General features: G+C 36.9%; 24 protein-coding genes. 11 read left to right on the top strand and 13 right to left on the bottom strand.

Going from position 1 to position 26,536, the window contains the following annotated elements:
* Positions 1 to 9: 9 nt before the first annotated feature.
* From K319_RS0119110 to tilS, 6 genes are all read right to left on the bottom strand, one after another.
* Positions 10 to 375, bottom strand: a complete 366-nt coding sequence (locus tag K319_RS0119110; RefSeq protein WP_027385074.1) for a DUF1304 domain-containing protein — start codon at positions 373 to 375, stop codon at positions 10 to 12.
* 1 nt (position 376) lies between these two features.
* Complete coding sequence (locus K319_RS0119115) at positions 377 to 1,159, bottom strand: alpha/beta fold hydrolase (protein WP_027385075.1); 783 nt, start codon at positions 1,157 to 1,159, stop codon at positions 377 to 379.
* Positions 1,160 to 1,204: 45 nt separating this feature from the next.
* Positions 1,205 to 1,705: a hypothetical protein gene (locus tag K319_RS0119120; RefSeq protein WP_027385076.1), complete on the bottom strand. Its 501-nt coding sequence runs from the start codon at positions 1,703 to 1,705 to the stop codon at positions 1,205 to 1,207.
* 154 nt (positions 1,706 to 1,859) lie between these two features.
* The gene (locus tag K319_RS0119125) at positions 1,860 to 2,381 is read right to left on the bottom strand and encodes an ExbD/TolR family protein (protein WP_027385077.1); all 522 of its coding nucleotides are present in this window, start codon (positions 2,379 to 2,381) and stop codon (positions 1,860 to 1,862) included.
* Between the two features lie 138 nt (positions 2,382 to 2,519).
* Positions 2,520 to 4,592, bottom strand: a complete 2,073-nt coding sequence (locus K319_RS0119130) for a protein-disulfide reductase DsbD family protein (RefSeq protein WP_034672189.1) — start codon at positions 4,590 to 4,592, stop codon at positions 2,520 to 2,522.
* Positions 4,593 to 4,601: 9 nt separating this feature from the next.
* Entirely contained in the window at positions 4,602 to 5,894 is a 1,293-nt protein-coding gene (gene tilS / locus K319_RS0119135) for a tRNA lysidine(34) synthetase TilS (protein WP_027385079.1), read from the bottom strand.
* Between the two features lie 120 nt (positions 5,895 to 6,014).
* On the opposite strand from tilS, the gene K319_RS0119140 reads away from it, so the two are divergent.
* The 3 genes from K319_RS0119140 (at position 6,015) to K319_RS0119150 (ending at position 8,492) form a co-directional block, all read left to right on the top strand.
* Positions 6,015 to 6,851: an OmpA/MotB family protein gene (locus K319_RS0119140; protein ID WP_027385080.1), complete on the top strand. Its 837-nt coding sequence runs from the start codon at positions 6,015 to 6,017 to the stop codon at positions 6,849 to 6,851.
* A 245-nt stretch (positions 6,852 to 7,096) separates the two neighbouring features.
* On the top strand, positions 7,097 to 7,744 hold the full coding sequence (locus tag K319_RS0119145) for an O-methyltransferase (RefSeq protein WP_027385081.1): 648 nt from the start codon (positions 7,097 to 7,099) through the stop codon (positions 7,742 to 7,744).
* Positions 7,745 to 7,775: 31 nt separating this feature from the next.
* Positions 7,776 to 8,492: a C40 family peptidase gene (locus K319_RS0119150; RefSeq protein ID WP_027385082.1), complete on the top strand. Its 717-nt coding sequence runs from the start codon at positions 7,776 to 7,778 to the stop codon at positions 8,490 to 8,492.
* 50 nt (positions 8,493 to 8,542) lie between these two features.
* Here K319_RS0119150 and K319_RS0119155 read toward each other — a convergent pair whose 3' ends face one another.
* The 3 genes from K319_RS0119155 to kdsA all read right to left on the bottom strand — a co-directional run bounded on the left by K319_RS0119155 (position 8,543) and on the right by kdsA (position 12,268).
* Positions 8,543 to 8,800: a hypothetical protein gene (locus K319_RS0119155; protein ID WP_027385083.1), complete on the bottom strand. Its 258-nt coding sequence runs from the start codon at positions 8,798 to 8,800 to the stop codon at positions 8,543 to 8,545.
* Positions 8,801 to 8,805: 5 nt separating this feature from the next.
* Positions 8,806 to 11,022: a TonB-dependent receptor plug domain-containing protein gene (locus K319_RS0119160; RefSeq protein ID WP_051230808.1), complete on the bottom strand. Its 2,217-nt coding sequence runs from the start codon at positions 11,020 to 11,022 to the stop codon at positions 8,806 to 8,808.
* Positions 11,023 to 11,458: 436 nt separating this feature from the next.
* A complete protein-coding gene (gene kdsA, locus K319_RS0119165; RefSeq protein WP_027385085.1) occupies positions 11,459 to 12,268 on the bottom strand; it encodes a 3-deoxy-8-phosphooctulonate synthase in 810 nt (269 codons plus the stop codon).
* 263 nt (positions 12,269 to 12,531) lie between these two features.
* Here kdsA and K319_RS0119170 point away from each other — a divergent pair, with 263 nt between their 5' ends.
* The 3 genes from K319_RS0119170 (at position 12,532) to K319_RS0119180 (ending at position 14,613) form a co-directional block, all read left to right on the top strand.
* Positions 12,532 to 13,323, top strand: coding sequence for an SDR family oxidoreductase (locus K319_RS0119170; protein ID WP_027385086.1), 792 nt, complete (start codon positions 12,532 to 12,534; stop codon positions 13,321 to 13,323).
* A 68-nt stretch (positions 13,324 to 13,391) separates the two neighbouring features.
* Positions 13,392 to 13,793 (top strand): GlcG/HbpS family heme-binding protein, encoded by a 402-nt coding sequence (locus tag K319_RS0119175; RefSeq protein ID WP_027385087.1) that lies wholly within the window; start codon positions 13,392 to 13,394, stop codon positions 13,791 to 13,793.
* A gap of 16 nt (positions 13,794 to 13,809) precedes the next feature.
* Positions 13,810 to 14,613 carry a helix-turn-helix domain-containing protein gene (locus tag K319_RS0119180; RefSeq protein WP_027385088.1) on the top strand — a complete coding sequence of 268 codons (804 nt, stop codon included), beginning with the start codon at positions 13,810 to 13,812 and terminating at the stop codon, positions 14,611 to 14,613.
* Between the two features lie 141 nt (positions 14,614 to 14,754).
* Here K319_RS0119180 and K319_RS0119185 read toward each other — a convergent pair whose 3' ends face one another.
* Together K319_RS0119185 and K319_RS0119190 are read right to left on the bottom strand one after the other, a co-directional pair.
* The gene (locus K319_RS0119185; protein ID WP_027385089.1) at positions 14,755 to 15,285 is read right to left on the bottom strand and encodes a DUF1697 domain-containing protein; all 531 of its coding nucleotides are present in this window, start codon (positions 15,283 to 15,285) and stop codon (positions 14,755 to 14,757) included.
* A 90-nt stretch (positions 15,286 to 15,375) separates the two neighbouring features.
* Complete coding sequence (locus K319_RS0119190) at positions 15,376 to 18,861, bottom strand: glycosyltransferase family 117 protein (RefSeq protein WP_027385090.1); 3,486 nt, start codon at positions 18,859 to 18,861, stop codon at positions 15,376 to 15,378.
* Between the two features lie 219 nt (positions 18,862 to 19,080).
* Here K319_RS0119190 and K319_RS0119195 point away from each other — a divergent pair, with 219 nt between their 5' ends.
* Positions 19,081 to 20,118 (top strand): PLP-dependent cysteine synthase family protein, encoded by a 1,038-nt coding sequence (locus tag K319_RS0119195; RefSeq protein WP_027385091.1) that lies wholly within the window; start codon positions 19,081 to 19,083, stop codon positions 20,116 to 20,118.
* Positions 20,119 to 20,196: 78 nt separating this feature from the next.
* The gene (locus tag K319_RS0119200) at positions 20,197 to 21,468 is read left to right on the top strand and encodes an aminotransferase class I/II-fold pyridoxal phosphate-dependent enzyme (RefSeq protein ID WP_027385092.1); all 1,272 of its coding nucleotides are present in this window, start codon (positions 20,197 to 20,199) and stop codon (positions 21,466 to 21,468) included.
* Positions 21,469 to 21,519: 51 nt separating this feature from the next.
* Here K319_RS0119200 and K319_RS0119205 read toward each other — a convergent pair whose 3' ends face one another.
* Together K319_RS0119205 and K319_RS0119210 are read right to left on the bottom strand one after the other, a co-directional pair.
* Positions 21,520 to 22,233, bottom strand: a complete 714-nt coding sequence (locus K319_RS0119205) for a phytanoyl-CoA dioxygenase family protein (protein ID WP_027385093.1) — start codon at positions 22,231 to 22,233, stop codon at positions 21,520 to 21,522.
* 171 nt (positions 22,234 to 22,404) lie between these two features.
* Entirely contained in the window at positions 22,405 to 23,940 is a 1,536-nt protein-coding gene (locus tag K319_RS0119210; protein WP_027385094.1) for a serine hydrolase, read from the bottom strand.
* Positions 23,941 to 24,034: 94 nt separating this feature from the next.
* On the opposite strand from K319_RS0119210, the gene K319_RS0119215 reads away from it, so the two are divergent.
* The 3 genes from K319_RS0119215 (at position 24,035) to pyrF (ending at position 26,507) form a co-directional block, all read left to right on the top strand.
* Positions 24,035 to 24,352 carry a nucleoside triphosphate pyrophosphohydrolase family protein gene (locus K319_RS0119215; protein WP_027385095.1) on the top strand — a complete coding sequence of 106 codons (318 nt, stop codon included), beginning with the start codon at positions 24,035 to 24,037 and terminating at the stop codon, positions 24,350 to 24,352.
* Positions 24,353 to 24,394: 42 nt separating this feature from the next.
* Positions 24,395 to 24,946, top strand: a complete 552-nt coding sequence (locus K319_RS0119220; protein ID WP_027385096.1) for a DNA-3-methyladenine glycosylase I — start codon at positions 24,395 to 24,397, stop codon at positions 24,944 to 24,946.
* A 202-nt stretch (positions 24,947 to 25,148) separates the two neighbouring features.
* Complete coding sequence (pyrF, locus tag K319_RS0119225) at positions 25,149 to 26,507, top strand: orotidine-5'-phosphate decarboxylase (protein ID WP_027385097.1); 1,359 nt, start codon at positions 25,149 to 25,151, stop codon at positions 26,505 to 26,507.
* Positions 26,508 to 26,536: the final 29 nt, after the last annotated feature.

Consider the following 26,536-nt stretch of genomic DNA (forward strand, 5'->3'; position numbering starts at 1 on the left):
CCTGAAAATCTATCTCAACAAAACGAAAACCAATGCAATAATCGCCGGCAATGCCTGAACGAAAAATATTTTCTTCGAAGCTGACAATGCGCCGTAAATCCCTGCTGCAATCACACAACCAAGAAAGAAAATGGCGACATTTTTTGACCAAATCTGGTCGCAAATAAAGAAGCTCCAGATAAGTCCGGCAGAAAGAAAGCCATTGTACAGACCTTGGTTGGCGGCAAGTTTTTTGGTGGGTTTGAACATCTCGTCCGGCAATGAACCTTTGAATGTTTTTTTGCCCAGGGTTTCCCACGCGAACATTTCCATATAAAGAATGTAAAGATGCTCCAAAGCAACGATTGCGACGAGGATTTTTGAGATAATTTCCATTTTAGAAAACAAGATTTTTTGGTAAATGATGTAGTAATTCTGTATTGATGATCGAAGCACAAATCTCCGGTTTTTCCCAGTGTCCGTTGTGTCCGCAGTCAAGAACGTAAGACTTGACATTGGTTCTTTCCGGAAGACCTTTGATTGTTTTTTCTGAGTTGACGGCCGAATCATGTTTGCCCGATAGAACCAAAATTTTGCCTTCAAAGTTTTCCAAGACCGATCTTCTGTCGGAACGTTCAATCATTCCTTTTTGTGAAGCCAAAACACCTTCGACAGAAGAAGTGTAAGCTGTTTCTTTTGCTAGTTTGATCTTGGGCTCCAAAATATCGTGCTCATTGGGATTGAAGAGATTCGGAACACCTGCATTAATGAAAGCACGAAGGTTTTCTTTGATGATTCTCAGCCCTTTTCTCCTGGTTTCTTTTTTCGCTTCGTCATCCGCAAAGTAGGTTGAGAAAAATAAGGTGAATGATTTCAAGAGATCAGGATATTTTTCTGCAAAAGCCAAAGAAATATAACCGCCCATGGAATGTCCAAGCAAATGGAATGCTTTCAAATCCAACTTATCCGCCACTTTTTTGACTTCATCAGCCATTATTTCGGAAGTTTGAATCTCTGAAACAACTTCTGATTTCCCAAAGCCTGGCAAATCAATTTTTATCAATTGGAATTTCTCCGATAGAAACGGAATCATATCATCCCAAATCGAAAGATCTTCCATAAAACCGTGAAGCAAAACTAAGTTTTCCGAACCATTCCCCTGTATTTCGTAATTGAGCATAATTTTATTTTTTTGTGGTCTTCGAGATCCTCAGACTTACATATTTTATTGAATTTTGATAATTATTTTGTCTCCAAAACCTGCATTATTCACAGATTCGTAAAGTTTGAAGGTTTTGCCGCCATCTTTTGTAGAGAAATTTTTCTTGCCCTTTCTTACATCCAATTTTCCGTTGTCATAATCAGAAATACTTTGCGTGATCGTTCCGTCGAATTTAAGATTTTTTGGAGAAGTCATTCTTGCGGTTCCTTCGATCTTTACAAAATTGCTTCCGCTTTTGTTCCCGCCAGAGATTTTATATTGGTCCTGGGCGATTTTTGTGAAACTGATCTTACCATTTCCGGAAATCATATCGTGTGTCAAAATATGAGTTCCTTCAAGATTTTTGTAGGCTCGACTGCTGAGAATGCTGTCATTGATCTTTGTCCTCACAGCATTGATAGAATCGATGATCTTTGTACTATCGACTTTTGGAGTTGCTGTTGCTTCAGATTTTTTGCAGGAAACGATTGACAAAAGTACAATTATAGGAATCAGTTTTCTCATAGTTTTAATTTCCTTACGAAAATAATTAAATTTACTGAAAAACCTTTCTAAAAATTTATTCAGAAAGGTTATATGTCGCTCCTACGGAGCTCTGTTCATTATTGTTTTGTAATTTCTACAAACATTTCGCTCCTACGGAGCTCAATGTTAAAAATCATTGATTTTTTTTCTCGTACAAATCTTTTTCTTTGTCATTCATTTCCGAAATTCCATAATGTTCGGATTTGGTAATTGCCAATTCATCCAGCATATCAACCAAAGTTTTGTATTGGGAATCATCAGCAGGTTTGATAATCACTGTGAAATTTTCCTTTTTCGGAGCGTTCGCTTTTGCCGACTCTATGGTTTTTGCTACTTGAGCTCTGTCGAAAGAAACTTCTTTCAGACTTTTATCATTCAGATTTTTACGTTCATCCTGATAATAGTAGACCTTGCCGTCCTTCCCAAGAATGAATGTGATCGAGTTCCTGTAATCAATTACTGACTCTCTATCAATTGGACCTTTTGCAGGCAAACCAAGATCCATAACATTTGGTTTGGAGAAATTGGTTGAGAATAGAAAAAATGTGATCAGCAGAAAACCTAGGTCCACCATCGGTGTCATATCTACTTTAATTCCAATTCTACCATTTTTTTTGCTTCCTTTTGAGCGGTCATTAACTTGTACTTCTGCCATAGTTTTAAATTTTAGTAATTAGTAATAGAAAATAAAAATCCATAATGATTCATCACCATTATGGATTTTCAGATACAAAATTTATTCCTAAAAATAAATTTTATTAAAATATTGTCAAATCAATTATTCAGAACATAATTAATGATTACTTTTAAAATAATCGATACCACATTTCAGGAATTTTTTGAAATCCTCTTTTGGCATATATCCTGAAACAGGTGAATTAATTACTTTTTGGTCAGGCGTTACCAAAACATAATGCGGCTGGGAATTGTTATTGAAATTAATCTGCTGGAACAAACTCCACTTGTCGCCAATCGTTTTCACCTTTTTCATTTGCCCTTCGCCCATGTCAATTTTGATCTGCTCATTTTCCGGTAATTCTTCTTTGTCATCCACATAAACAGAAGCCAGAATCACATCATTCTGAATCATTGGCAAAATATCATCCTGACTCCAGACGAATTCTTCCATTTTTCGACAGTTTTCACAACCATAACCTGTGAAATCTATCAAAACCGGTTTATTTTCTTTCTTTGCAACTTCTATTGCTTCGAAGTAATTGTGATAAGGTCTAAGTCCAAGAATTCCATCTTCTTCCTTGTGAAAATAACTGACATTCAATGGAGGTAAAATTCCGCTCAGCAATTGTAATTTTGGTTTTTCTGAAGGCATCAGTCCCTGAATCAAATAAGCTATAAATACAATTCCGAAAACACCTAAAATCCTTCTGGTCAATGAAATTTTCGGCTTTTTATCATCATGCGGAAACCTGATTTTTCCGAATAAATAAACAACCAATCCAATGGCAATAATAATCCAAAGTATAATGAACAATTCTCTTTTCAGCAAGAACGTTTTGGAAACCAGGTCTGCTTTTGACAAGAATTTCAATGCCAAAGCCAACTCTATGAAACCAAGAACCACTTTCACAGTGTTCATCCAGCCTCCGGATTTTGGTAAACTTTGCAACGCTTGCGGAAATAATGCCAGCAAACCGAAAACCAATGCCCAGGCCAATCCAAAACCAGCCAAAGCAAAAGTCAATAATGTTGGAACATTGGTAGCTCCCGCTACAACGCCTCCTAATAAACTTCCTAAAATAGGACCTGTACAAGAAAACGAAACGATTACCAAAGTCAAGGCCATAAAGAAAATCCCGATGATGCCGCCTGCTTCTTCAGCCTTGGAAGATTTGTTGGCGATGGAACTTGGTAAAGTGATTTCGTAATATCCGAAAAAGCTCAATGCAAAGAACAAAAATATGGCGAAGAAAAATAAGTTGAGCCAGATATTGGTCGAAATCTGATTGAAAATATTCCCCGAAATCCCATCAATAATATGAAACGGAATACTCAATAAAACGAAAATCAACAGAATGAAAAAACCGTAGATAAAAGCATCCCGTTTTCCTTTTGCCTTGTCTTTATTCCCTTTTGTAAAGAACGAAACCGTCAACGGAATCATCGGGAAAACACAAGGCGTAAGCAATGCGATCAATCCCCCCAAAAATCCAAGCCCAAGAACCAGCCAGTTGTCATCATTCGGTTTTTGCTGAGCCGTTCCGCAATCCGTCAAAGGATTTTTGAAATCCAGAGAATTGACTTTCAAACCATCTTGTTTTGCAACTGCTGGGGTTTCAATATCTGCTGATTTTAAAACTGTTCCAACTTGTCCGGCAGGCGCAACTTCATAAACTGTATCTTTTGTTTTTTCTAAAGTTTCTTCAGGAGCAACAGCCGTTTTACTTCCTTCGATTTGTTTCTCAAATTCCAAAGTATTTGGAGCTAGACAAACTCTGTCGTTACACGTCTGATACATGATTTCAGCTGTAATTATCGCGGGTTTGGAAGCATCGTTTGGTTTGAACTTCTGTTTGAAGACAACTTTATTGGAATAATAAACAATCTGCGCTCCGAAAGCCTCCGAAAACTCGTCGTGTTTTTTCCCAATTTCCTGAACTTTTCCAATCAATTGAATCCCTTGCTTTGAAGTGATTTTAAACTCGGTAGGAATTCCCGAATCCGGCGGTAAATCCTTAGAATAAACATGCCAGTTATCTTCAATCGTACCAGTTAAAACAGCCTCATATTCATCTTTGCCAACAGGATTGACATCGAATTTGAATTTGACCGGATTTTTTATCTGTGCATTGAATAGGGTTATTATTAATAGAAAAAGTGTGGATAACACTAATTTTAAATCTTTCATTTTTTGATATTAAATTTTTACTTCCAGAGAAACCGAACTTTCAGAACTGAATCTCCCGTCCTGACGGAAAGGCAACACACCTAAGATTCGTTCATCAGCATCAGATAGAAGCCAGATTTTTTGCTTCGCTAAAATAGACAATTTTTCATCCTTAAAAAACTTCGAAATTTTCTTTTTGCCAATCATTCCAATAGGGAAAAACAAATCGCCTTCTTGCTTTCTTCTTAATTTCAGGGGTAATTGAACTTTCTCTTTATCGATCTTCCAAAAACAATTGCCAAATTCCTGGATTTCATTTTTAATATTTTCAGGAATAATGATCTGATTTTCATTAATCTCTAAAATTATTTCGTTTTTATGCTCTTTTTGTTGTTCTTTTTTCTTTTCAAAAATCAATTCATTTCTATTTACTATTAATTGAAATTCAGAATTGAAAAACGAGCTCCCAGTTTGAGCTGTCAAAACTTTCCGCATTTCGTTTTCATCATTGAAGCCAAATCTTTTTAAAATCTCATATCGAACCAGCTCTGGTTCTTCTGAAAACTTTTGCTTGTCGATAATGATTTGATCTTGATCAAAACTTCTTTTTAGAATTTCAATTTTTTCATCAACCGACTGATCAATGAAACCCTTTGCTTGATTGATATAGTTGATGCTTTTTGAAAAATTGGTCAGGAAATCCGGATTGACTTTTTCCAATTCAGTAACGATATTGTGACGGATTTTATTTCTTAGATAGTCGGTTTTTTGATTGGATCTGTCTTCACGGAATTCAATTTTATTCTCTCTCGCAAAATCATAGATCTCATCTTTAGAAAAATCAAGAAGCGGACGGATAATTCCGTTTTCATTTCTGGGAATCCCACTCAAACCACGGATTCCGGAAGCTTTGGAAAGATTGATGATAAACGTTTCCAATTGGTCATTCAGATGATGCGCTGTAACTAAGAAATCAAGACCTTCTTTTACCTGAATGTCTCTGAAAAACCTATATCGTAACTCTCTTGCCCAATTCTGGATCGAGTTTTCCGGCTGATCATCTTTTTGAGAAATCTCGTATAAATGAAAGGGAATTTTATGCTTTTCACAAAAATCGGAAACGAGCTTTTGGTCAAGGTCAGAATCCTCATTACGAAGATGATAGTTTACATGTGCAATATGAAAATCAAATCCCGAAACCTGAAATAAATCAGCCAAAACCATCGAGTCCACCCCTCCACTTACAGCCAAAAGGTATGTTTTTTGTTGTGACTTGTTGAGCAATTGCTCCAAAACGTTTTGAAATTTTAAGAGACTTAACACAATTTTATAACGAAATATTAAGTTATAAGCACAAATATACAGTTATTAATCCTTATTTTTGAAACGATTTAAAAACCAATGACCGCTCAATAAAAACAATAAAACAAATAAATATTTACTATGAGATTATTTAAAATTTTGACAATCACAGCTGTGGGACTTTCCCTGGCTTCTTGTGTCAGCAAAAAACAATTCGATGCGCTTAATCTGAATTACAAACAATGTATCGAAGATGCAGGCGAAAGAATGCGTCAAATCCAGGACCTAAAGGGTGAAAACTCTTCCCTAAAAGGACAAAATGAATTACTAGTAGGTCAAAACAATGCTCTTAAATCCAGTTTGGATGCTTGTCTATCCAATGCTGGAAAAGGTTCTGCAAATATCGATAAACTGGTAGGAGAAATCAATGCTTCCAATGCTTACATCAAACAATTGATCTCCGGAAAAAGCAGAAATGACAGTTTGAACCTTGCTTTATCCAATAAGTTGAAACGTTCTCTTGATAATGTTGCAGACCAGGACGTAGATGTTAAAGTTCTGAAAGGCGTGGTATTGATCTCCTTATCCGATAAAATGCTTTATCAAGTTGGAAAATATGACATTCAGCCAGCTGCTGCAGACGTCTTAGCAAAAGTGGCGAAAGTAATCAACGACTATGACACTTACAGCGTATTGATCGAAGGTAATACAGATAACACGCCATTGAACAGTGCCAATGCTCCAAGAGACAACTGGGACCTTTCTGCGCTTAGGGCGACTGCTGTTGCTAAAGTTCTACAAACCCAGTTTGGTGTGAACCCTAACAGAATCACGGCTGGTGGTAGATCAGAGTACAATCCTAAGACAACAAATGCTTCCGTATCCGGAAGAAGTGAAAACCGTAGAACGGAAATCATCATTATGCCAAAACTGGATGAGTTCATGAAACTGATGGACATTGCTCCGGTTAAGAAGTAATAGATTTCTTGGAATCATAAAAATAAAAACCTTGTCAGATTTTGGCAAGGTTTTTTGTTTTAATCATTTGAATACGCTTACCACTTTGTTTGGCTCCGCCTTCCACTCCCGCTACCCGTCTATGGATTTAAAAAGTTTGTACTGAGCTTGTCGAAGTAGGCTGCAGGTTCGACATCGATACAACATCCGTCATAACTTAAACATTTACTACCTTTGAACCCCAAACCAAAAACTCCGAACTCCCAATGAGTTACTTCGAAGAATTAGACAAAGAAATGGACAGATACCTGGAAGAGACAGCTTCCGAAGAACCTATCATACTTAAAAAATTAAGAAAAGAAACGTATCAGAAAACCACACAGCCGCACATGATTTCCGGATACTTACAAGGTCGTTTGCTAAGTATTCTATCACATATCGTCCAACCAAAAAATGTTTTGGAAATCGGAACTTTTACAGGTTATGCCGCTTTGAGTATGGCGGAAGGACTACCAAAAGATGGGAAAATTTTCACGATTGACAAAAATGAAGATTTGGCTTACATTCCAAAAAAATATTTTGCTGAAAGCAATTATAAAGATCAGATCGAATTCATTTTGGGCGATGCAAAAGAAGAAATCAAAAAACTGGATAAAGTTTGGGACCTGATCTTCATTGACGCTGATAAAGAAAGCTATCTGGAATATTTAAAACTCGTTAAGCCAAATCTACGCTCAGGAAGCATCATTCTTATCGATAACGTTCTCTGGTATGGGAAAGTTCTCGAAAACAATCCAAAGGATAAACAGACTGAACAGATCAAACTCGTGAATAAAATCATCGCAGAAGATCCGGATTTTGAAAATCTAATCTTACCTTTGCGAGACGGATTACATTTGATAAGAAAGAAATAATTTGTATTTTTAAAACTCATAATTGATTGAAATGACAAAAGGAATTTGTAATGTCTCCATTGCTCCGATGAGAGCCGACAGTTCTGACAAAAGCGAAATAGTCTCACAGCTTCTCTACGGAGAATCTGCAGATATTCTTGAAGTTAAGGACAATTGGACCAAAATCATAACCCATTATGACAATTATGAAGCCTGGGTAGATACAAAGCAAATTTCAACTGTTTCTAATGAATATTTAGCTACAAGAAAAATCAATCTTGTGAAAGAACCTTTTCAATCCGCAATGTTGGAAAATGGTAGAACACTGGTATCTATTGGTTCAGAAGTTCCTTTTGACACCATTTCCCCAACCCGCGGTCATGACCTCAGCGAAAGCATTGTAAATTGCGCCAAAGAATTCCTGAATGTTCCTTATCTCTGGGGTGGAAAGAGTTTTTTCGGAATCGATTGCAGTGGTTTTACACAGATCATTTACAAAATTCACGGAATCAAAATCCCGAGAGATACTTATCAACAAGCAGAATTGGGAGAAGTTTTAACTTTTATAGAAGAAGCAAAACCTGGTGATCTTGCATTTTTTGAAAATTCGGAGGGAAGAATTATTCATGTCGGAATCATTTTAGCAGATCAAAAAATCATCCATGCGCATGGGAAAGTCAGAATTGACAGCCTGGACACAAGCGGAATCTTCAACAAAGACCAAAACAAGCATACACATAAATTAAGATTCATCAGATCTTATTTCTAAATAAAAAAGCTTCCGAATCGGAAGCTTTTTCTATGTTTGGGTCTAATATTTTAAACCAAATTTCGTTTTTTAGCCTCATCAGCCATCTTTCTATGAATAATGATATTGGTTACCAAAATTGGGAAAAAAGTCAATGGTAAAACCGAAAATACACCGAATCCTTTTGTAACCGTAATATAAAAACAAATCGCAAGAAGTAAAACGAAAATTACAGAAAAAGAAATCAAAACTGACTTTGTCAGTTTTACGTTTTTCAGTATTTCTTCATCGGTTAATTCCGTTATATCTTTGGCGCCTTTTGACTTCATATCGATTATAGTTTGAAATTAATGGTAACATTGAAGAATCTTCCCGTCAATCTTACCGGAACCGGATAATAGACCTGTGGAGAAGAATTAATATCACTGATCCATTGATTGGCAATCGTATTATTGATATTGAACGCATTGAAGATCTGAACCCCTAAAGTCAACTCTTTGAAGTTTCTCCAGAAATCGCCGGTCGCCTTGTTATCTTTTTGATCGATGAAAACTTTGGTCAAACCAATATCAACTCGCTTATAGGCCGGTAAAGTCCTCTGATAACGGTAAGCTGCCAAATAATCCGGTAAACCTGCAGAATCAAATAAAACAGGTGTTCCTGATGGTAATCCGCTCGCATAGGTCAGGGTCAGATTAACTCTCATACTTGGAAACTTCGGCATATAGTCTTGATAGAACATAGAGAATTTAAAACGCTGATCGGTAGGTCTCGGGATATAACCCATTCCATCAATATTTTCATAGACTCTGGCATAACTTGCAGAGACCCAAGAATCCACACCCGGTACAAATTGTCCGAACAATCTCGCATCCACTCCGTAAGCATAACCTTCTGCATTGTTCTTCCCAGAATATCTCACCCTTACATTATCAAGATAATATGGAATAAGGTTTTCCATTTTCTTATAATATGCTTCGGTAGTTAGTTTGAAAGGTTTTCTCTCACTTCCTCCAATTTTAAATTCGTAATCGTTAGCAACAATGATCTGATAGGATTTCTGAGCTTTGATATCCGGGTTGAATGCACCTGTCAGATCTTTGATCTCTTTATAGAAAGGCGCTTGATAATAAACACCTCCGGAAACTCTGAACAACATATCCATATCCCAATTCGGTTTAATTGCAAACTGGACTCTTGGGCTGAATAATGTTTCCTTGTTGAAACTCCAGTTTTGAACTCTTGCACCACCGTTTACAAATATTTTATTAGTTCCCCAATAGAATTTTTTTGAGAATTGCGCATAAGCCGAAATTCGGTTTACATTGATATCGTTTTGACCGGCAATATGATACATTAGATTAAGGTCGGAAGCATCTAACTGTCCCGGTAAAACAAAATCACGCGGATTGCTGTAACCGATAGAATCCACAAACTGCCACTCATTAGTGAAATCTTTGATACTTTCTCTTTCGAATTTTACACCCAGTTCAAAATCGGTATTGACATCCGGAGAAAACCTAGTTCTGAGCTGGGAGCCATAAACCCTTACTAACAAGTCATTTCTGGCATGATCGATTTGGCCTCCGGCGTCATAACCTGCAACCGGATTCCCTTCCTCATCAAAAGCTTCTAAAATATAACCAGAAGCCAACGAATAATATTCCCTCTCCCTGTTCTGATAAGCAAAATTATCCAGAGTGAAATGCCATTTTTTGCTTGGCTTGAAGTTGGCACTTACCGTTCCCATCATATTTTTATACTGATCGTCTTCCTGACCATTATAGAAAACAGTTAATTTTAAAGGTTGTAAAACACTTCCAAAATCAACTTCTTTTTGTTTCGGAATCATCTCGTAATCGTTCTTAGCAAAATAACCTAAGAAAGACAAAGACCATTTGTCATTGAACTGATAATTAAGATAAGACTGCAGATCAAAATATCTTGGATTGAAATCTGTATCTTCATTTAAAGTATTAAGAACAAGATTAGTATTTCTATATCTTCCGGAAATTAATCCTGTGAATTTTTTATCCTTCGATGCAAAACCTGTTGTTAATCTTCCGCCAATTAAACTTGCTTCGCCGGAAAGCTCAAATTTCTCAGGCTGTCTGTAATAGATGTTAAGTGCTGACGACATTTTATCACCATATCTCGGCTCAAATCCACCCGCCGAGAAGTTGATCATACCCACCATGTCCGGATTGATGATACTCATCCCTTCCTGCAAAGAATTTCTGATCAGGAACGGACGGTACAGCTCAACATCATTGATATAAATAAGGTTCTCGTCATAATTCCCTCCTCTTACCATGATCTGAGATGACAATTCTGAATTAGAATTCACAGAGGGCAAACTTTTCAAAAGCCCCTCTACCCCTCCGCCTAAAGAAACAACTTCTCTCGCTTCTTTAGGAGAAATCTCCACAGAAGTTAGATCATTGGTTTTTCTAATCCCTTTTTTCTGGAAAACAACTTCCTGTATCTCCGTATCTTTGGTTACCGGCAAAAAAAGGACATTGACCGTTTGAGATTTTGGTGACGTTTTGATGATCTTTGAGAAACCTTTGAAGTTTTCTTTCTGTACACTCAAAGTTTGCTCAGAAGTAGCAAGAGGGATTTTTATAAATCCATTTTTATCGGTCTGATAAGTTTGGTCATTATAAGTTACCTGAGCTTCGGAGACTGAGTTTCCGTCTTCATCAAGGACTTTTAGATTGATTTGGGAAAATGCCAAAACCGGCAAAAAGAAAAGAATTAAAAGAATATAATTTTTCAAAGCTGTAGTTTTTTACTATCGATTTTTATTTTAAAATGCTTCTTGAATTAACAAAAATAACAATTAATACAAAGAACGAAAGAATATTTGTAATTGATATACAAAAAATAAATTTCTATGATGAATATTTTCATATTTCTATCAGGAAAATCAATTTTGATAAAAATACATCACCAATAAAAAAGTCCGGCAAACCGGACTTCCATTCTTATAATATCGCTTCTCTGATTCTCGTCAGTTTTCCAAGTAAACCATCCAACAGATCAAGTTTCAACATATTGGCACCGTCAGATTTTGCAACCGAAGGATCAGGATGTGTTTCAATAAAAATCCCGTCTGCACCAACAGCTATTCCTGCTTTTGCAATGGTTTCTATCAATTCCGGCCTTCCACCAGTAACACCAGAATTTTGATTAGGTTGCTGAAGAGAGTGTGTAACGTCCAAAATTACCGGAGAGTATTCTCTCATTGTCGGAATCCCACGGAAGTCAACCACCAGATCGGTGTAACCAAAAGTATTTCCTCTTTCGATGATCGCTGTTTTATCATTTCCTGAATCTTTCACTTTCTGGACTGCAAATTTCATTGCTTCCGGAGAAAGGAATTGTCCTTTTTTAAGTGTTACAGCTTTTCCTGTTTCTGCCGCTGCAATCAGCAGATCTGTCTGTCTTACCAAAAACGCCGGAATCTGCAATACATCTACATACTCTGCAGCCAAAGCAGCATGACCATTTTCATGGATATCTGTCGTAGTAGGAACATTGAAGGTCTCTCCTACTTTTCTAAGGATCTTCAAAGCTTTCTCGTCACCGATTCCGGTAAAAGAATCTACTCTGCTTCTGTTCGCTTTTCTGAAACTTCCTTTGAAAATATATGGAATATTGTATTTGTCAGAAAGCTTCACAATATGCTCTGCGATCTGTAGGGCCATTGTTTCATCTTCGATGGCGCAAGGTCCTGCGATCAGGAAAAAGTTCTTGGAATCTTTGTGATGAATGTTATCTAAATATTGTATCATTTTTTTGATTTTAAATTAAAAATTTCAGATTATAGATTGTCTGAAAATCGAATACAAATATACGGATTAAAGAGAAAACTTCTATTAGCTGATCGATGACAGTGATCAAGAATATTAATGACCAATTTATTTGGCTGAAACCGAAACTTCTAATTTTAATTTTACGTCCCTGAACTTTTCAACAATATAATTTTGAGCCTCTCACGAATCTGTTCCATAGCTAATTAGCTCAACTTTGCTGTATAACTTCTAAATATACAAATATGAGCAAGAGAATTTTAATTACAGGAGCTGCAAGCGGATTTGGAAAAATTGCCGCTTTTGATTTAGCAAAAAAGGGAAATAAAGTAATTGCAACTGCGCAAATATATCCGCAGGTCAGCGATCTGATAAAAGAAGCCAAAGAAAATGGAATAGAAATGACTGTGGACAAATTGGATGTTACAAATTCTACAGACATCGCTTACATTACTAAAAAATACGACATCGATATTTTAATTAGCAATGCCGGAATAATGGAAGGTGGTCCAATTGCGGAGCAGCCATTAGATTTAATCCGTTCAATGTTTGATGTAAATGTTTTTGGAGGACTGCAATTGGCACAGGGTTTTATCAAAAAATTTATTGATGAAAAAAGACCTGGTAAAATTGTCTTCACAACTTCTATGGGCGAGTTATGGACTGTTCCTTATGTTGCTGCTTATTGTGCTTCAAAACATGCAATGGGGTCAATCGCTGAAGGTTTGAAAACAGAATTGGCACCATTCAATATCAAAATTGCAACCTGTAACCCTGGTATTTTCGGGACAGGATTTAATGACCGTGGCGCCGATACTATTTTCCGTTGGTACAATCCTGAAACTAATTTTACACATCCATCTGCATTCGACGGCACTGCCGAGGCTTTGGCAAATCAGCTAGACCCACAATCTATGGCAGAGTGTATAGTTGATGTGGCTTTGGATGAAAATTCGAACTTTAGAAACGTACATCCAAAAGAAACTGAAGATTTTGTAAAACAATTGCAGGCAGAAGCTTGGACCGTTAAAAGCTAAATAAAACCCAGGAAAGCGCGGAATTTTTATCCGTGCTTCTATTTTATCTTCCATTTAAAAATTGAAAAATGAACATAAGTTATAATGAAGCAACGAAAGCATTAAATGCTTCCATAGAAAAAGCGAAAGCGTTAAATATTCCCGTAAGCATTGCAGTGGTTGATGCAGGAGGACATCTGGTGGCATTTGTAAGATTGGACAGTGTTTTTGGCGTGATAGAATTTGCCATAAAAAAAGCCAGAACAGCCGTAATGTTCGGTGTAGATAGTGACATAATGGGAACAATCGTTTCCGAAACAGACATCCACGGATATGGAATGTTGAACTCAAACGACGGATTATTGACCATTGCAGGTGGTGTCGTGATCAAAAACAAAGAAGGCCATATCATCGGAGCCATCGCTTCTTCGGGTGGTTCGCCAGTGCAGGATAAAGAAATCGCGATTGCAGGAGCTCTTGGGTTCAATTAAAATTTATATTTGCAGTATGGAAGCAAAGCGTGAAATCATTTTTGATAAGTTGGTCTATTCCTGCGTTTTTGAAAAACATAGAGGAAATGAAGAATTTATTCCCGAACATTTATTAGGTTTTCAATTATCGGGAGAAACACACGCTTTTCACGCTGATGGAAATACGATGATACTTGAGAACACCATCGTATTGGTTCGCAAAAACCAATTAATAAGAACAATCAAATATCCTGCAAAATCAGGGAAATACCAATTTTTATCAATTACGTTGGATAAAGAAACATTGCAACAGTATGCCTTGGAAAATAAAATTGTAGTTGACAAAAAATACACCGGAAAACAGAAATTGTTTTTCGAACCGGATGATTTTCTGCAAAATTATTTCGTTTCATTAGCGCCATATATCAACAAGAAAAAAGAAGCAACGCCACGATTGGCAGATTTAAAAATCAGGGAAGCCATAGAATTATTATTACAAAGCAACCCTGTTTTTAAAGAAATCCTATTCGATTTTTCCGAGCCTTACAAAATGGATTTGGAAGAATTTATGAACCAGAATTATATGTTCAATGTATCGGTAGCATCTTTTGCAAAACTGACGGGAAGAAGCCTTTCAGGTTTTAAACGAGATTTTACCAAAACATTTGATACGACACCAAAAAAATGGTTGTTAGCAAAACGTTTAGATGAAGCCCATTATTTAATCAAGTACAAAAACCAAAGGCCAGCTGATTTTTATTTGGATTTAGGATTTGAAAACCTTACTCATTTTTATGCTTCGTTCAAAGAAAAATTTGGTTTAACTACTTCACAAATTTAAAAAATGGATTTCATAAAACATTTACAAGCAGATAAGGAATTTAATTCTGACCGTTTTTGTAATTCCCCGGAAAACCTACTGAAACAATCCAATGTAGTTAATATACAATGTAGAGATTCTTTCTGAATAACTAATATTGCGTTAAGAAAACTTGTTTGTTATCCTCTCAAAAGTATTGACATTCCGGCTCGTCATTTTATCTTTCAGACTTTTCTTGCCCAAAACTTTTCCGAAACTGGAATCCAACGTTTGCCCTTTCGGAACCTGCCAATAGAATATATGGTTAACGATTTTACCCTTTTCACCTTCGGCTTTGCTTGATTTCTCGAATTCTTCCAACAAAGTTTCTTCTACCTTTTCCGAACCGAGGAAAATGTAATTATGAAAATTTTTAATTGGTGGAAATGGGTCATTTTTCAAGATTTCTTTGATCTCTTTTTCATTTTTGATGAAGAGAAAGGCTTCGTAACTGAAATGTTCTGACATTGCTTTTTCCAAAATTTTCTTCAGTTCTGCCGAATCTTTATCCGATTGAAACAAGATATTCCCACTTGCCAAAACCGAAGATACATTTTGGACACCTGCATCTGAAAAGACCTTGCAGACATCCGCCATTTTCATATTGGTTCCTTTGACATTCACACCGCGAAGAAAAGCACAGAATTTGTTCATAGTTGATGGTTGATGGTTGATGGTTGATGGTAAAATTAATTAAATTAGAAGATAAAAAAAGCGTTTCAAGATTTTGAAACGCTTTTTTTATTATTGAGTCACTTTCATCAACTTCTTCGTGATCTCATCCATCTTTTCGGATTCGTAAGTTGTATCGTAATCCTTCATAATATCAAAAAGATACGAGTAGAACGATGTCACTTTCTGCACATCATCTGCCTTTTTGAAAGCTTTTTCTTTGCCCATCTCCTGCAGGTCCTTGATGAATGTGTTGAATCTCTTATCAATCACATTCAGAGAGTTGACAAGGTATTGATAGCCTTTATCTTTCTGCCCAATTTTGTTATAAGCATCTGAAACTGCACCAACGACAAGAGAATATTCCATAGGCTTGGTTTTCATTTGCCTTGCTGCATAAACCTGGAACTTAGGCGACAATCTCGTGTAGTAATCATACTCTTCGAAGATTCCTTTCTTGAGGTCTTCTGCCAGTTTCAAACCTTTTTGCTCTTGTCCTGCAACAATATATGCGTAGACAATGGAACTCAAAGACCTTGGGTCGTTATATTTTGAAACCGGGATCTCTCTGCTGGCCAGATCTAAAACTTCAATCGCTTTTTTCTTCTCGCCTTTCATTACAAGTGCCTCAGCTGCTCTACTTGCAGACGACCTGTAGCTTACAATATTCTGAGTACAGGTTTCATCAAAATGAACATTCAGATCTTTGAAATTACCCCATCTGTAGTTTTTCACAACATTATAAAGCTCGTCAGCATTCACCATTCCTAACTCTCCATCCGGAGATTCTTCCGTTTTGATTGGTACCAATCTGTAGCTGAATCCATCAAACTTGAGATAATTGGACAAGAAGAATAAATTACTTCCGTCGTATATTCCGCCGCTTGAGAAATTGATCGGACGCTTCCAATCGAAGTTCGCCAGGATGTCCATCATCATCATATTATTCTTGAACATACTGGAACCTTTATAATCGATGACGATTTGTTTTTCTGCTTTTTGAGCTTCCGCCGGTGTAATGATTCCTGCCTTCACAGCATTATTGATATTGACAGGAAGAACAAATTTGGAAACCGGAAGGAAGTTGAATTTCTGATAACGTTCTTCTCCGAAAATCATTTTAACGATTTCGTCTTTTTCAGGAGATTTCATTTTCAGAAAGTTAACCGCTTCTTTCAGCGTCATCGAATCCTGGGTCAAGTATTTTCTGAACGCTGCAAATTCTGTATCTGATGCACCCTGATCCTTCAAATTGGCAAAGATATTAGACCAATCGTCTTTCGTCATCAGATAGACCTGGTCATTGGAACCTTCACGATAATCTTCATGGGTCAAAGTTGATGGTACAGGCATTGAGTTGTAAGTTCTTCTTTTAACCTGGTCAATGTTCCAAGGTGTTGATAATAGTGTAAAGTTCACCACTTTTACATCCGGACGGAACTCCTCTGTCTCCTGGATCGCCCAAACCGGATAAGTATCATTATCGCCATAAACAAACATAATATCGTTTTTCGGGAGCGATTTTAGGCTGGAATACGCATAATCGTAAGCCGTATAACGACCACTTCTGTCATGAACATTATAATTCTGGAAGCCCATCATCAATGGAATCCCCAATAATACGACTCCAATAGCGATCTGAGCAGATTTTTGTTTCACTTTTTTCTGTAAAAACCAGTAGATGGACGCAACGCCCAATCCTATCCAGATCGCAAATGCATAGAACGAACCAACCATTGCATAATCTCTTTCTCTAGGCTCAAATGGTTTTACACCTGTGTAAAATACAATTCCGACACTTGTCAATATAAACAATGACAGGATCGCATAGAAACGTCCAAAATCTTTGTTAAGCTGGAAAAAGAATCCCAGCAATCCCAAGATCAATGGAAGCATAAAGAACTTCACCGTACTTGTATTCTGGAATTTTGCAGGCATCTCGCTTTGATCTCCCCACATATTATTATCAATGAAAGGAATACCGGTAATGAAATTTCCATTCGTATTTTCCATATGCCCTTCCACATCATTCTGACGACCAGAGAAATTCCAAAGTAAATATCTTCCGAAATAGTAGTAATTCTGAAACGTGATGAAATAATCGAGATTCTGAGCTAACGTCGGTTTCTGCACATTGATCAATCCGAACTGTTTCGCTTTCAGGTAATCATCCATTTTGATAGTACCGTTCTCATACTTCTGGCGAAGCTCATCAAAGAATTGTTTTGCTTCCGGACTTTCGGATATCTGTTCATTGCCATAATTGAAAGTGAAATCCGGCGCCCCATACATCGAAATGTAATTTGGCATCACGGACTTATCCTCACTGAACATTCTTGGAAAAAACCCAACGTGCTCTTTGCTATAAACATAATTGAACTTCTCTCCCACCAGCCTGTATCGGCCGGTTTGTGGGTCTCTTTCATAAGTATCGCCAGTTTTTACAGTTTTGTAACTTCCGTCCTCATTTTTCTCGATTCCATTCGGGTCCAGATAAGCCGTGTAATTTTGACCATAGAAGGTCGGCCAATCTCCGTATTGCTCACGGTTGTAATAATCCAACATTCCCAGAGCGTTGTCCGGATCATTGAGATTCATTGGAGGATTTGCATTGGCCCTAATTGGAATCACCAACCAGCAGGAGAACCCGATCATCATGAAAACAATGGATAATGCAATGGTCTGATAAAGTGATTTTCCTGTTTTTCTGGTATAAGAAACCAAAAGGTAGCAAAGAACTGACAATATAACGAAAGCGAAAACCGTCCCTGAATGGAAAGGAAGCCCGAGTCCATTCACAAAGAAAACTTCCGACTTACCGAACAATGTCATGATCATTGGGAAAATCCCTTTGAAGACAATTCCTAAAATAACCAACGTAATCGCATTCGCCCAAAGGAAAGATTTCCAAGTGAATGTATAATTTCTTGTATAATAAATCAAACAAACTGCAGGTAAAGCTAACATACACATCATATGCACACCCACGGAAAGTCCGATTACGAAAAACAAAAGGATGATCCATCTTTCATTATCTTTTTCGGAGTACTCGTTTTCCCATTTTGTAATCAGCCAGACAATCAATGCAATGAAAAGACTCGCCATCGAGTACACTTCACCTTCAACTGCAGAAAACCAAAATGTGTCTGAAAATGTGAAACATAATGCACCAACTGCTCCGGCGAAAAGAACGCCAATTTCTTCGGTTACTGATATATTCTCAAATTCTTTATTCAGCAATCGTCTTACAAGATGTGTGATCGTCCAGAATAAAAACAGAATTGTAAAAGCGCTGAACAATGCAGACATTGCATTGATCACCAACGAATAATGTTGCCCATCACCGAATGCAAACATGGCAACCACCGCTCCCACCAATTGGAACAATGCAGCTCCCGGTGCGTGAGTCACCTCTAGTTTGACAGCGGAAGAAATGTACTCTCCACAATCCCAAAAACTGAAATTTGGTTCTATTGTTGATAAATAAGTAAAAAATGCGATCACAAAAACGACCCATCCAAGAATGGTGTTCCACTGTTTAAAAGTCCAATTCTTCATATTAGAAAATGAAATATCGGCGAAATTAATGTTTTTGATTCAGTTATTTTATGTTTTTAACAAAAATTAAATTTTGAATTGTTTTTTGAAAACCTCAGAAAAACAATTGGTTTTTTAATAAATATCTTGATTAAAATCAGATTCGGGGTGTAAAAAGAAAAACATTGCAATTTTTTTTTTATTTTTGCAGACAGTTTTTGAGAGAAAAAATGATATAAAATGACGAATGTACACGATAATATTCTTGGTTTGATTGGTAACACGCCGTTAGTCAAATTAAATCAGGTTACAAAGGACATTCCTGCGACAGTTTATGCTAAGTTGGAGTCTTACAATCCGGGACATTCTACAAAAGACAGAATCGCATTGCACATTGTGGAAAATGCTGAAAAAAAAGGATTGATAAAACCTGACTCTGTAATTGTAGAAACAACATCAGGAAACACTGGATTTTCCATTGCGATGGTTTGTATCGTAAAAGGTTACAAATGCATCCTTGCTGTCAGCGATAAAACAAAGGCTGAAAAAATAGCTTATCTTAAAGCTCTTGGAGCAACTGTTTATGTATGCCCGGCTTCTGTTCCCGCAGACGATCCAAGGTCTTACTACGAAGTTGCCAAAAGAATTGCTCAAGAAACACCTGATTCTGTTTACATCAATCAGTATTTCAACGAGTTGAATATTGACGCCCATTATCAGACAACCGGACCGGAAATCTGGAAACAGACAGAAGGAAAAATCACACACCTTTTTGCCTGCACGGGAACAGGGGGAACGCTTTCCGGCTCTGCAAAATATCTGAAAGAACAAAATCCTGGTATCAAAGTGATCGGCGTAGACGCAGACGGCTCTATTCTGAAAACTTACCACGAAACAGGAAAGATCAATAAAACAGAAATCCATCCTTATCAGATTGAGGGTCTGGGGAAGAACCTAATTCCGGGAGCACTTTTATTTGATAAAATTGATGAGTTCGTAAGAGTTAATGATGAGATGTCGGCTTACAGAACCCGCGAGATCGCTTTGAAAGAAGCCATCATGGGCGGTTACACAACTGGCGCAGTGACTCAGGCTTTGATCCAGTATGCGAATTCCCACGAGTTCAAAGAAGATGATCTGGTAGTGTTAATTTTTCCAGACCATGGTTCACGTTACATCACAAAAGTTTACAGCGACAAATGGATGGAAGAACAAGGTTTCATCAATAATTGTTTCCACAATTACGATGAGGTTTTTAAAACAGAGATCATCAAATAAAATCGTATCACAATATTTATAAGCCTTTTGTAAATACAAAAGGTTTTTTTAATAAAATCAAAAAACATCAGTTATAAAATGGACATTTTTGAAAGAATAAAACAAAACCCAGGTCCGCTGGGACAATTTGCAGATTATGGCGAAGGATACTATATTTTCCCAAGATTAGAGGGACCAATTGGTCCGCGAATGAAGTTCCAGGGGAAGGAAGTGATTTTTTGGAGTGCTAATGATTATTTGGGAATGTGTAATCATCCTGAAGTTTTAGAAGCCGATGCAAAAGCCGCTGCAGAATACGGGATGTTTTATCCAATGGGTGCAAGAGCCATGTCAGGAGAGACCGACCAACACCTTCAATTAGAAAGAGAACTGGCAGATTTCGTCCAAAAAGAATCCGCTTATCTTTTGAATTTCGGGTACCAAGGAATGGTCTCTACAATCGATGCTTTGGTTTCCAGAAATGACGTGATCGTTTACGATGTAGATTCTCATGCTTGTATCGTGGATGGTGTTAGATTACACTCCGGAAAACGTTTTACATACAGACACAATGATATAGCCAGCCTTGAAAAAAACCTACAAAGGGCCCAAAAAGTAACGGAAGAAACTGGAGGTGGAATTTTGGTGATCACAGAAGGGGTTTTCGGGATGAGAGGACAACAAGGTAAACTGAAAGAAATCTGTGCTCTGAAAGAAAAGTATGGTTTCAGAATCTTGGTTGACGATGCACATGGGTTCGGAACACTTGGAAAAACAGGCGCAGGAGCGGGAGAAGAGCAAGGATGCCAGGATCAGATCGATGTTTACTTTTCAACATTTGCGAAGTCTATGGCTGGTTTCGGGGCTTTCCTTGCCGGAAACAAAGATATCATCCGTTATTTGAAATTCAATCTTAGATCACAGATCTTTGCAAAGTCTTTGACAATGCCAATGGTGATCGGAGGATTGAAAAGATTAGAATTACTGAGATCCAGACCGGAGATCAAAGCCAAACTTTGGGAAAATGTTGAAAAATTGCAAAGTGGCCTAAAAAAAATAGGTTATAATCTGGGCGACACCAATACTTGTGTAACACCGATTTTCATTCAGGGAAATCCTGTGGAAGCGACTCTCTTGGCCAGAGATCTGAGAGAGGAGTACGGAATCTTCACTTCAGTTGTTGCTTATCCTGTGATCCCTAAAGGAATGATTTTATTAAGATTGATCCCAACAGCCTCTCATACAGATTCTGAGATCAATGAAACACTTTCCGCATTTGAATCGATCTATCAAAAATTGGCCAACGGTTATTATAAGGAACAGGAAGCTAAATTATTAAAAGAACAAAACTTAGAATTCAAACCAATTTAACTGGGTTTGATTCTTAAAAATATAAAACGCCTAAACAATGTTTAGGCGTTTTTAATTCAATCTTTCAGACCATTCCAATTCTTTCGGTAATTCGAGGTTAGAAAATTCTATGTGAATAACTCTTCGTTTTTTGTTGTTCACTGTTCTATTAGAACCATGTAAAATAAGAGGTTTCATAATCATAATTCCACCTTTGTTCACAGAGCATATTTCTTCCGTTTCAACATTCCAATCAATCGTTTCTGGGCGATAGATTTCTTTGCTATGAGAATTGGAAACAACTTTCAAAGCGCCGTTATTCTCATCCGTATCATCCAGATGAATTCTAATAGTAAATATATTTTTCAAATAATCAATCGGAGGCTGAACTGCGAATTGATTCTGCTTCGTTGTCCAAGGTCCAAAACCTTCCAAATCTACTTTCTTATTAACAGAAATTGTCAAATCCTGATGATAAGAAACATACCAATTTGATTTTTCGGGTTTGTCAAAATAGATACTTTTCACGGCAAAATAATCGTCACCAAAAACTTCATTAATGATTTTCTTGATATTATCATTAAAAATGAATTGCTGACTTTCCGGGACTTCTTTCAGAAATTGTCTAATTGCAAAAAGGTCTTCGGATTTCCTGAAAGTATCTTTTGAAGTATCAATAGATTCAATTACATTAATGATTTGATTGATTTCTTTTTCAGAAAAAATGTCATTAATGATTGTAAATCCTTTTTCGGAGATTTCGGTTTGATGTTGTTCTAAAACCATTAGTTCATTGTTTGAATTGTTAATTTATCAAGAGAGGCTTCGACAGGCTCAACCTGACAACGATTAAATATTACGACTAGTTCTCGAGATGTCATCCTGAGCTTGTCGAAGGGTCTCTTATAAAAAAACCACATAGTAATCGCTGCTCTTTGGTATTAATCGATGGATAAGTCAATTAATCTTCCTCAAATCCAGATCCTCAAAATCAAAACTAAAATCCGTCACATCAGAGATAGGTTTCATTTTTGCAGAAATGGCTTTTCCATTTTCATCAAAATTCAAAGTAAAAAATGCATCCGCATCATAACTTCTGTCGTCCCATTTTGCCACAAAAGAATTCGCTGAATATGGAATCAAATCACCTTTCAGCCTTGGAGAAGATTTAGAAATAATCCTATAACCTTTGCCTTGTTTGGAAACCTCAACAATCCCGAACCATTCATCTTTATACCAACCGATGAACTGGTCGTCCTTCAAATCAGATTTGAACTTCGAAGCTTTATCGTAAACTTCTTTCTTTTGTTTTGCGAAAGTCTCTTCATTCTTCTTGTTTCTATCGGCATAAAGCTTTAGCCAATCACGATTTTCAACTCCCAGATAAGCATCTTTCACAGAGTTTGTGATTGTAGAAAAGGCAGCGCCGGATTGCTGATTCGTCAAAACAACAATTCCCAGTTTCAAATCAGGAATCAATGTAAAATGCGTCACAGTCCCAATCAAACCGCCGGAATGCTGAACCTGCAAATGACCTTTCACGTCGCTCAAAAACCAGCCTAATCCATATCCGTAAAAGTGAGTATCATAAGGCGAAGTCAATCCAACTTTATCCGGAATTTGAAGGCTCCATAATTCGTGAGCGTTTTTCTCAGAAACCAGACGTTTTCCGTCTTTGGTCACAAATCCATTCAGAAGGAAATTGGCCCAGGTTGTCATATCCTGGATGTTACTCATAATTCCGCCTGCTGCGTTTGCTGTTTCATTCCAATCGTGAGGAACTGCGATTGCTTTTCCATCAACCGGAGCGTGTGCATCGATGATATTTTGTGAATTTTTAGCTCGATTATAAGAACCGAAACTCGCTGTCATCCCAACAGGTTTCATAATTCTCTGCTCGATAAAATCTGCCCATTGCAAGCCGGAAGCTCTGTGAATCACTTCTCCGGCTACAATGAACATTATATTATTGTAATCCAAAGTCGTACGGAACGGATTTTCTGGTTTAAGGAATCTCACATTATGAACAATATCATTCACGGTTAAATTTCCACCTTCGGGAAAAAACATCAGATCACCTTGTCCCAATCCTAATCCAGCTCTGTGCGTGATTAAGTCTTTTATCGTCACATTCTGAGAAACATAAGGGTCAGCCATCTGGAATTCAGGAATATATTTGCTGACTTTATCGTCCCAATTTATTTTGCCTTCATCTGCTAAGATCGCCAAAGCTGTACACGTAAAACCTTTACTATTAGAAGCAATTCCCACCAAAGTATTATCATCCATCGGCTGGTTGTTTTTAAGTGAACGAACTCCGAAACCTTTAGCATAGATCAGTTTTCCGTCTTTCACAACACCAACAGACATTCCTGGGACATCAAAGGTTTTTAAAGAATTCTGAATGAGTTCGTCCAGTTTTTTTTCTTCAATTTGAGCATTGAAAAAGACTAAAGAGAAAAGGAAAAAGGAAAAAGATAATGTTTTGTTCATTTTGAAAAAGCTTTTGACGAAGATAAGGATTTTGATAAAAAGGAACTTATTTGCACCAATTTACTTTGTATTTTTGTTTGAAATAAATATAAACATGGCTATTGAAAATTTTGACGAAATCATAGAAAGGTCAATCAATATCCGAAAGCTATACCACGAGCTCGAACTTAAACAAAACGGTAAAGTCTGGACAGTAGAACAAGATGCTTTGGGATTTTTATCCGATGCAGGTTTAGTCGGCAGAAACACGATGTCTCATGAAAAAACCTGGTCAAAAGCAAATTCGGATGTAGAATTAGAACATAAATTAGCAGAATCAATCTGGTGGATAATCAATTTGTCCGACAGAATGGATATTGACATCAAAGAAGCAATGGAAAAATTCCTTTCTAAAACTGAGAAATTATTTTAAAAATCTAATATCTAAAGTCTAACATCTAACATCTATTAAAAAATGTCATACTGCGCAGCCATAGAAACAATGCAGCCCGAAGAAAGAAAAGCATTGCATAAAAACTACCATGATAATCATTACGGTTTTCCAATCCATAACGATGATGAGCTTTTCGGAAGATTGATCATGGAAATCAACCAGGCAGGACTGAGTTGGGAAACGATTCTGAAAAAGGAAGAATCTTTCCGAAAAGCTTACAGTAATTTCAGTATCGAAAAAATTGCTGTCTACACTGAAAAAGACAGAGAGCGTCTATTATCAGATGCCGGAATTATTCGAAATAAACTGAAAGTAAACGCTGCGATTGAAAACGCAAAAACCATTTTGGAACTGAGAAAGGAATTTGGTTCTTTTGAAAAATGGCTGGAACATCATCATCCGAAAACAAAGGAAGAATGGGTAAAACTGTTCAAAAAAACATTCAGATTCACAGGTGGAGAAATTGTCGGCGAGTTTCTGATGAGCATTGGTTTTCTGAAAGGTGCGCATTCTGACAGTTGTAAAATCAATGAAAAGATTTTTGCCACAAATCCGAAGTGGAAGGAGATTTAAACAATAATACTTAAGTTGATATTAGACACTCCTGACAAAGTTCATTTTAGTTCAATTAAGTTTTGAAAATCAAAGATTTTGCTCTAACGTGAACTTAACCTTCAATATTTACTAATTCTTAAGTTGGCTTAAGTGTTTAAAATCTTGTGTCTTTTGTGGTTTAAAAAATAGCCTTAAATTTGTAGAAATCTAAAGAAAGTAAATGGAAAGTAAAAAAGAATTCTTCCTCGAGTGCTACAAACTCGGGATAATCAAGTTCGGGCGTTTCACACTGAAAAGTGGGATTGAGAGTCCGTTTTATGTTGATTTGCGGCCACTCGCTTCTGACCCAAAAATCCTGAAAAAACTAGCCAATTATCTTTTGGAAATGCTTCCTTTGGATAATTTTGATATCATCTGCGGTGTTCCTTATGCGGCACTGCCTATGGCAACTGCAATGTCTCTTCAAAGTTATATCCCGTTGATTATCAAAAGAAAAGAAGCTAAATCTTACGGAACAAAAAAACTGATTGAAGGCATCTATGAAAAAGGACAGAACTGTCTTTTGGTAGAAGATGTCATCACATCCGGAAAATCTTTGGTTGAGACGATTGATGAAGTTGAAAATGAAGGAATCAAGGTTTCTGATATCGTTGTAGTTTTGGACAGAGAGCAAGGCGGGAAAGAAAAACTAGAGGAAAAAGGTTATAAAGTCCATTCACTTTTCAATATTTCTGAAGTGGTGGAAATCCTGAGAGAAGTTAATTATATCGATGACGAAGAAGTGGCAAGAATCCGAGATTTTGTGAATGGAAATCAAGTTGTTTTCGAAGAGAAGAAACGTTTGTCTTACGAACAAAAACTGGAAGTTGCTGAACATTCTTTCGCTAAGAAAATCCTTGAAATTGCCATTGAAAAAAAGTCAAACCTGATTGCTTCGGCTGATTTCATCACGACAAAAGAATTATTGGATTTCGCTGATTTTGTTGGACCTCATATTGTAGCGCTGAAAACTCACATTGACATTCTGAATGATTTCGATGCTGATGAAACCATACTTCCGCTAAAAGATTTGGCGACAAAACATAATTTCCTTTTAATGGAAGACCGGAAATTTGCTGACATCGGAAACACACAGGAGTTGCAGTTTTCTTATGGCACCTATAAGATTTCAAACTGGACAGACCTTGTGACTTCTCACGTGATTGGCGGAAGCAAAAGTTTGGATTGCTTTATAAATGTTGGTGTGGTTGCGATTTTAGGAATGTCTTCTCAGGGAACTTTGACCGATTCTCATTATCGTGAAGAAGCAATGAAAGTGATAGAAAATCACCCAAATATTATTGGTTGCGTGGCTCAAAATCAAATTTCTGATAGTCTTCTCCTTTTTACGCCTGGTGTGAATCTTGGCACAACTGGCGATGACAAAGGACAACAATACAATTCACCGGAACATGTTATAAAAAATTATAATACCGATTTTATCATCGTTGGAAGAGGAATTTATAAAGCTGATGAACCGGAACAAGAGGCTTTGCGTTACAAAAATGAGGGCTGGAAAGCTTATCAGGATTCATTGTAAATTTAATAATAGAAAATATAAAAACTCTC

This window comes from Epilithonimonas caeni DSM 17710 (assembly GCF_000426465.1).
In the GTDB taxonomy this organism is placed as follows: domain Bacteria; phylum Bacteroidota; class Bacteroidia; order Flavobacteriales; family Weeksellaceae; genus Epilithonimonas; species Epilithonimonas caeni.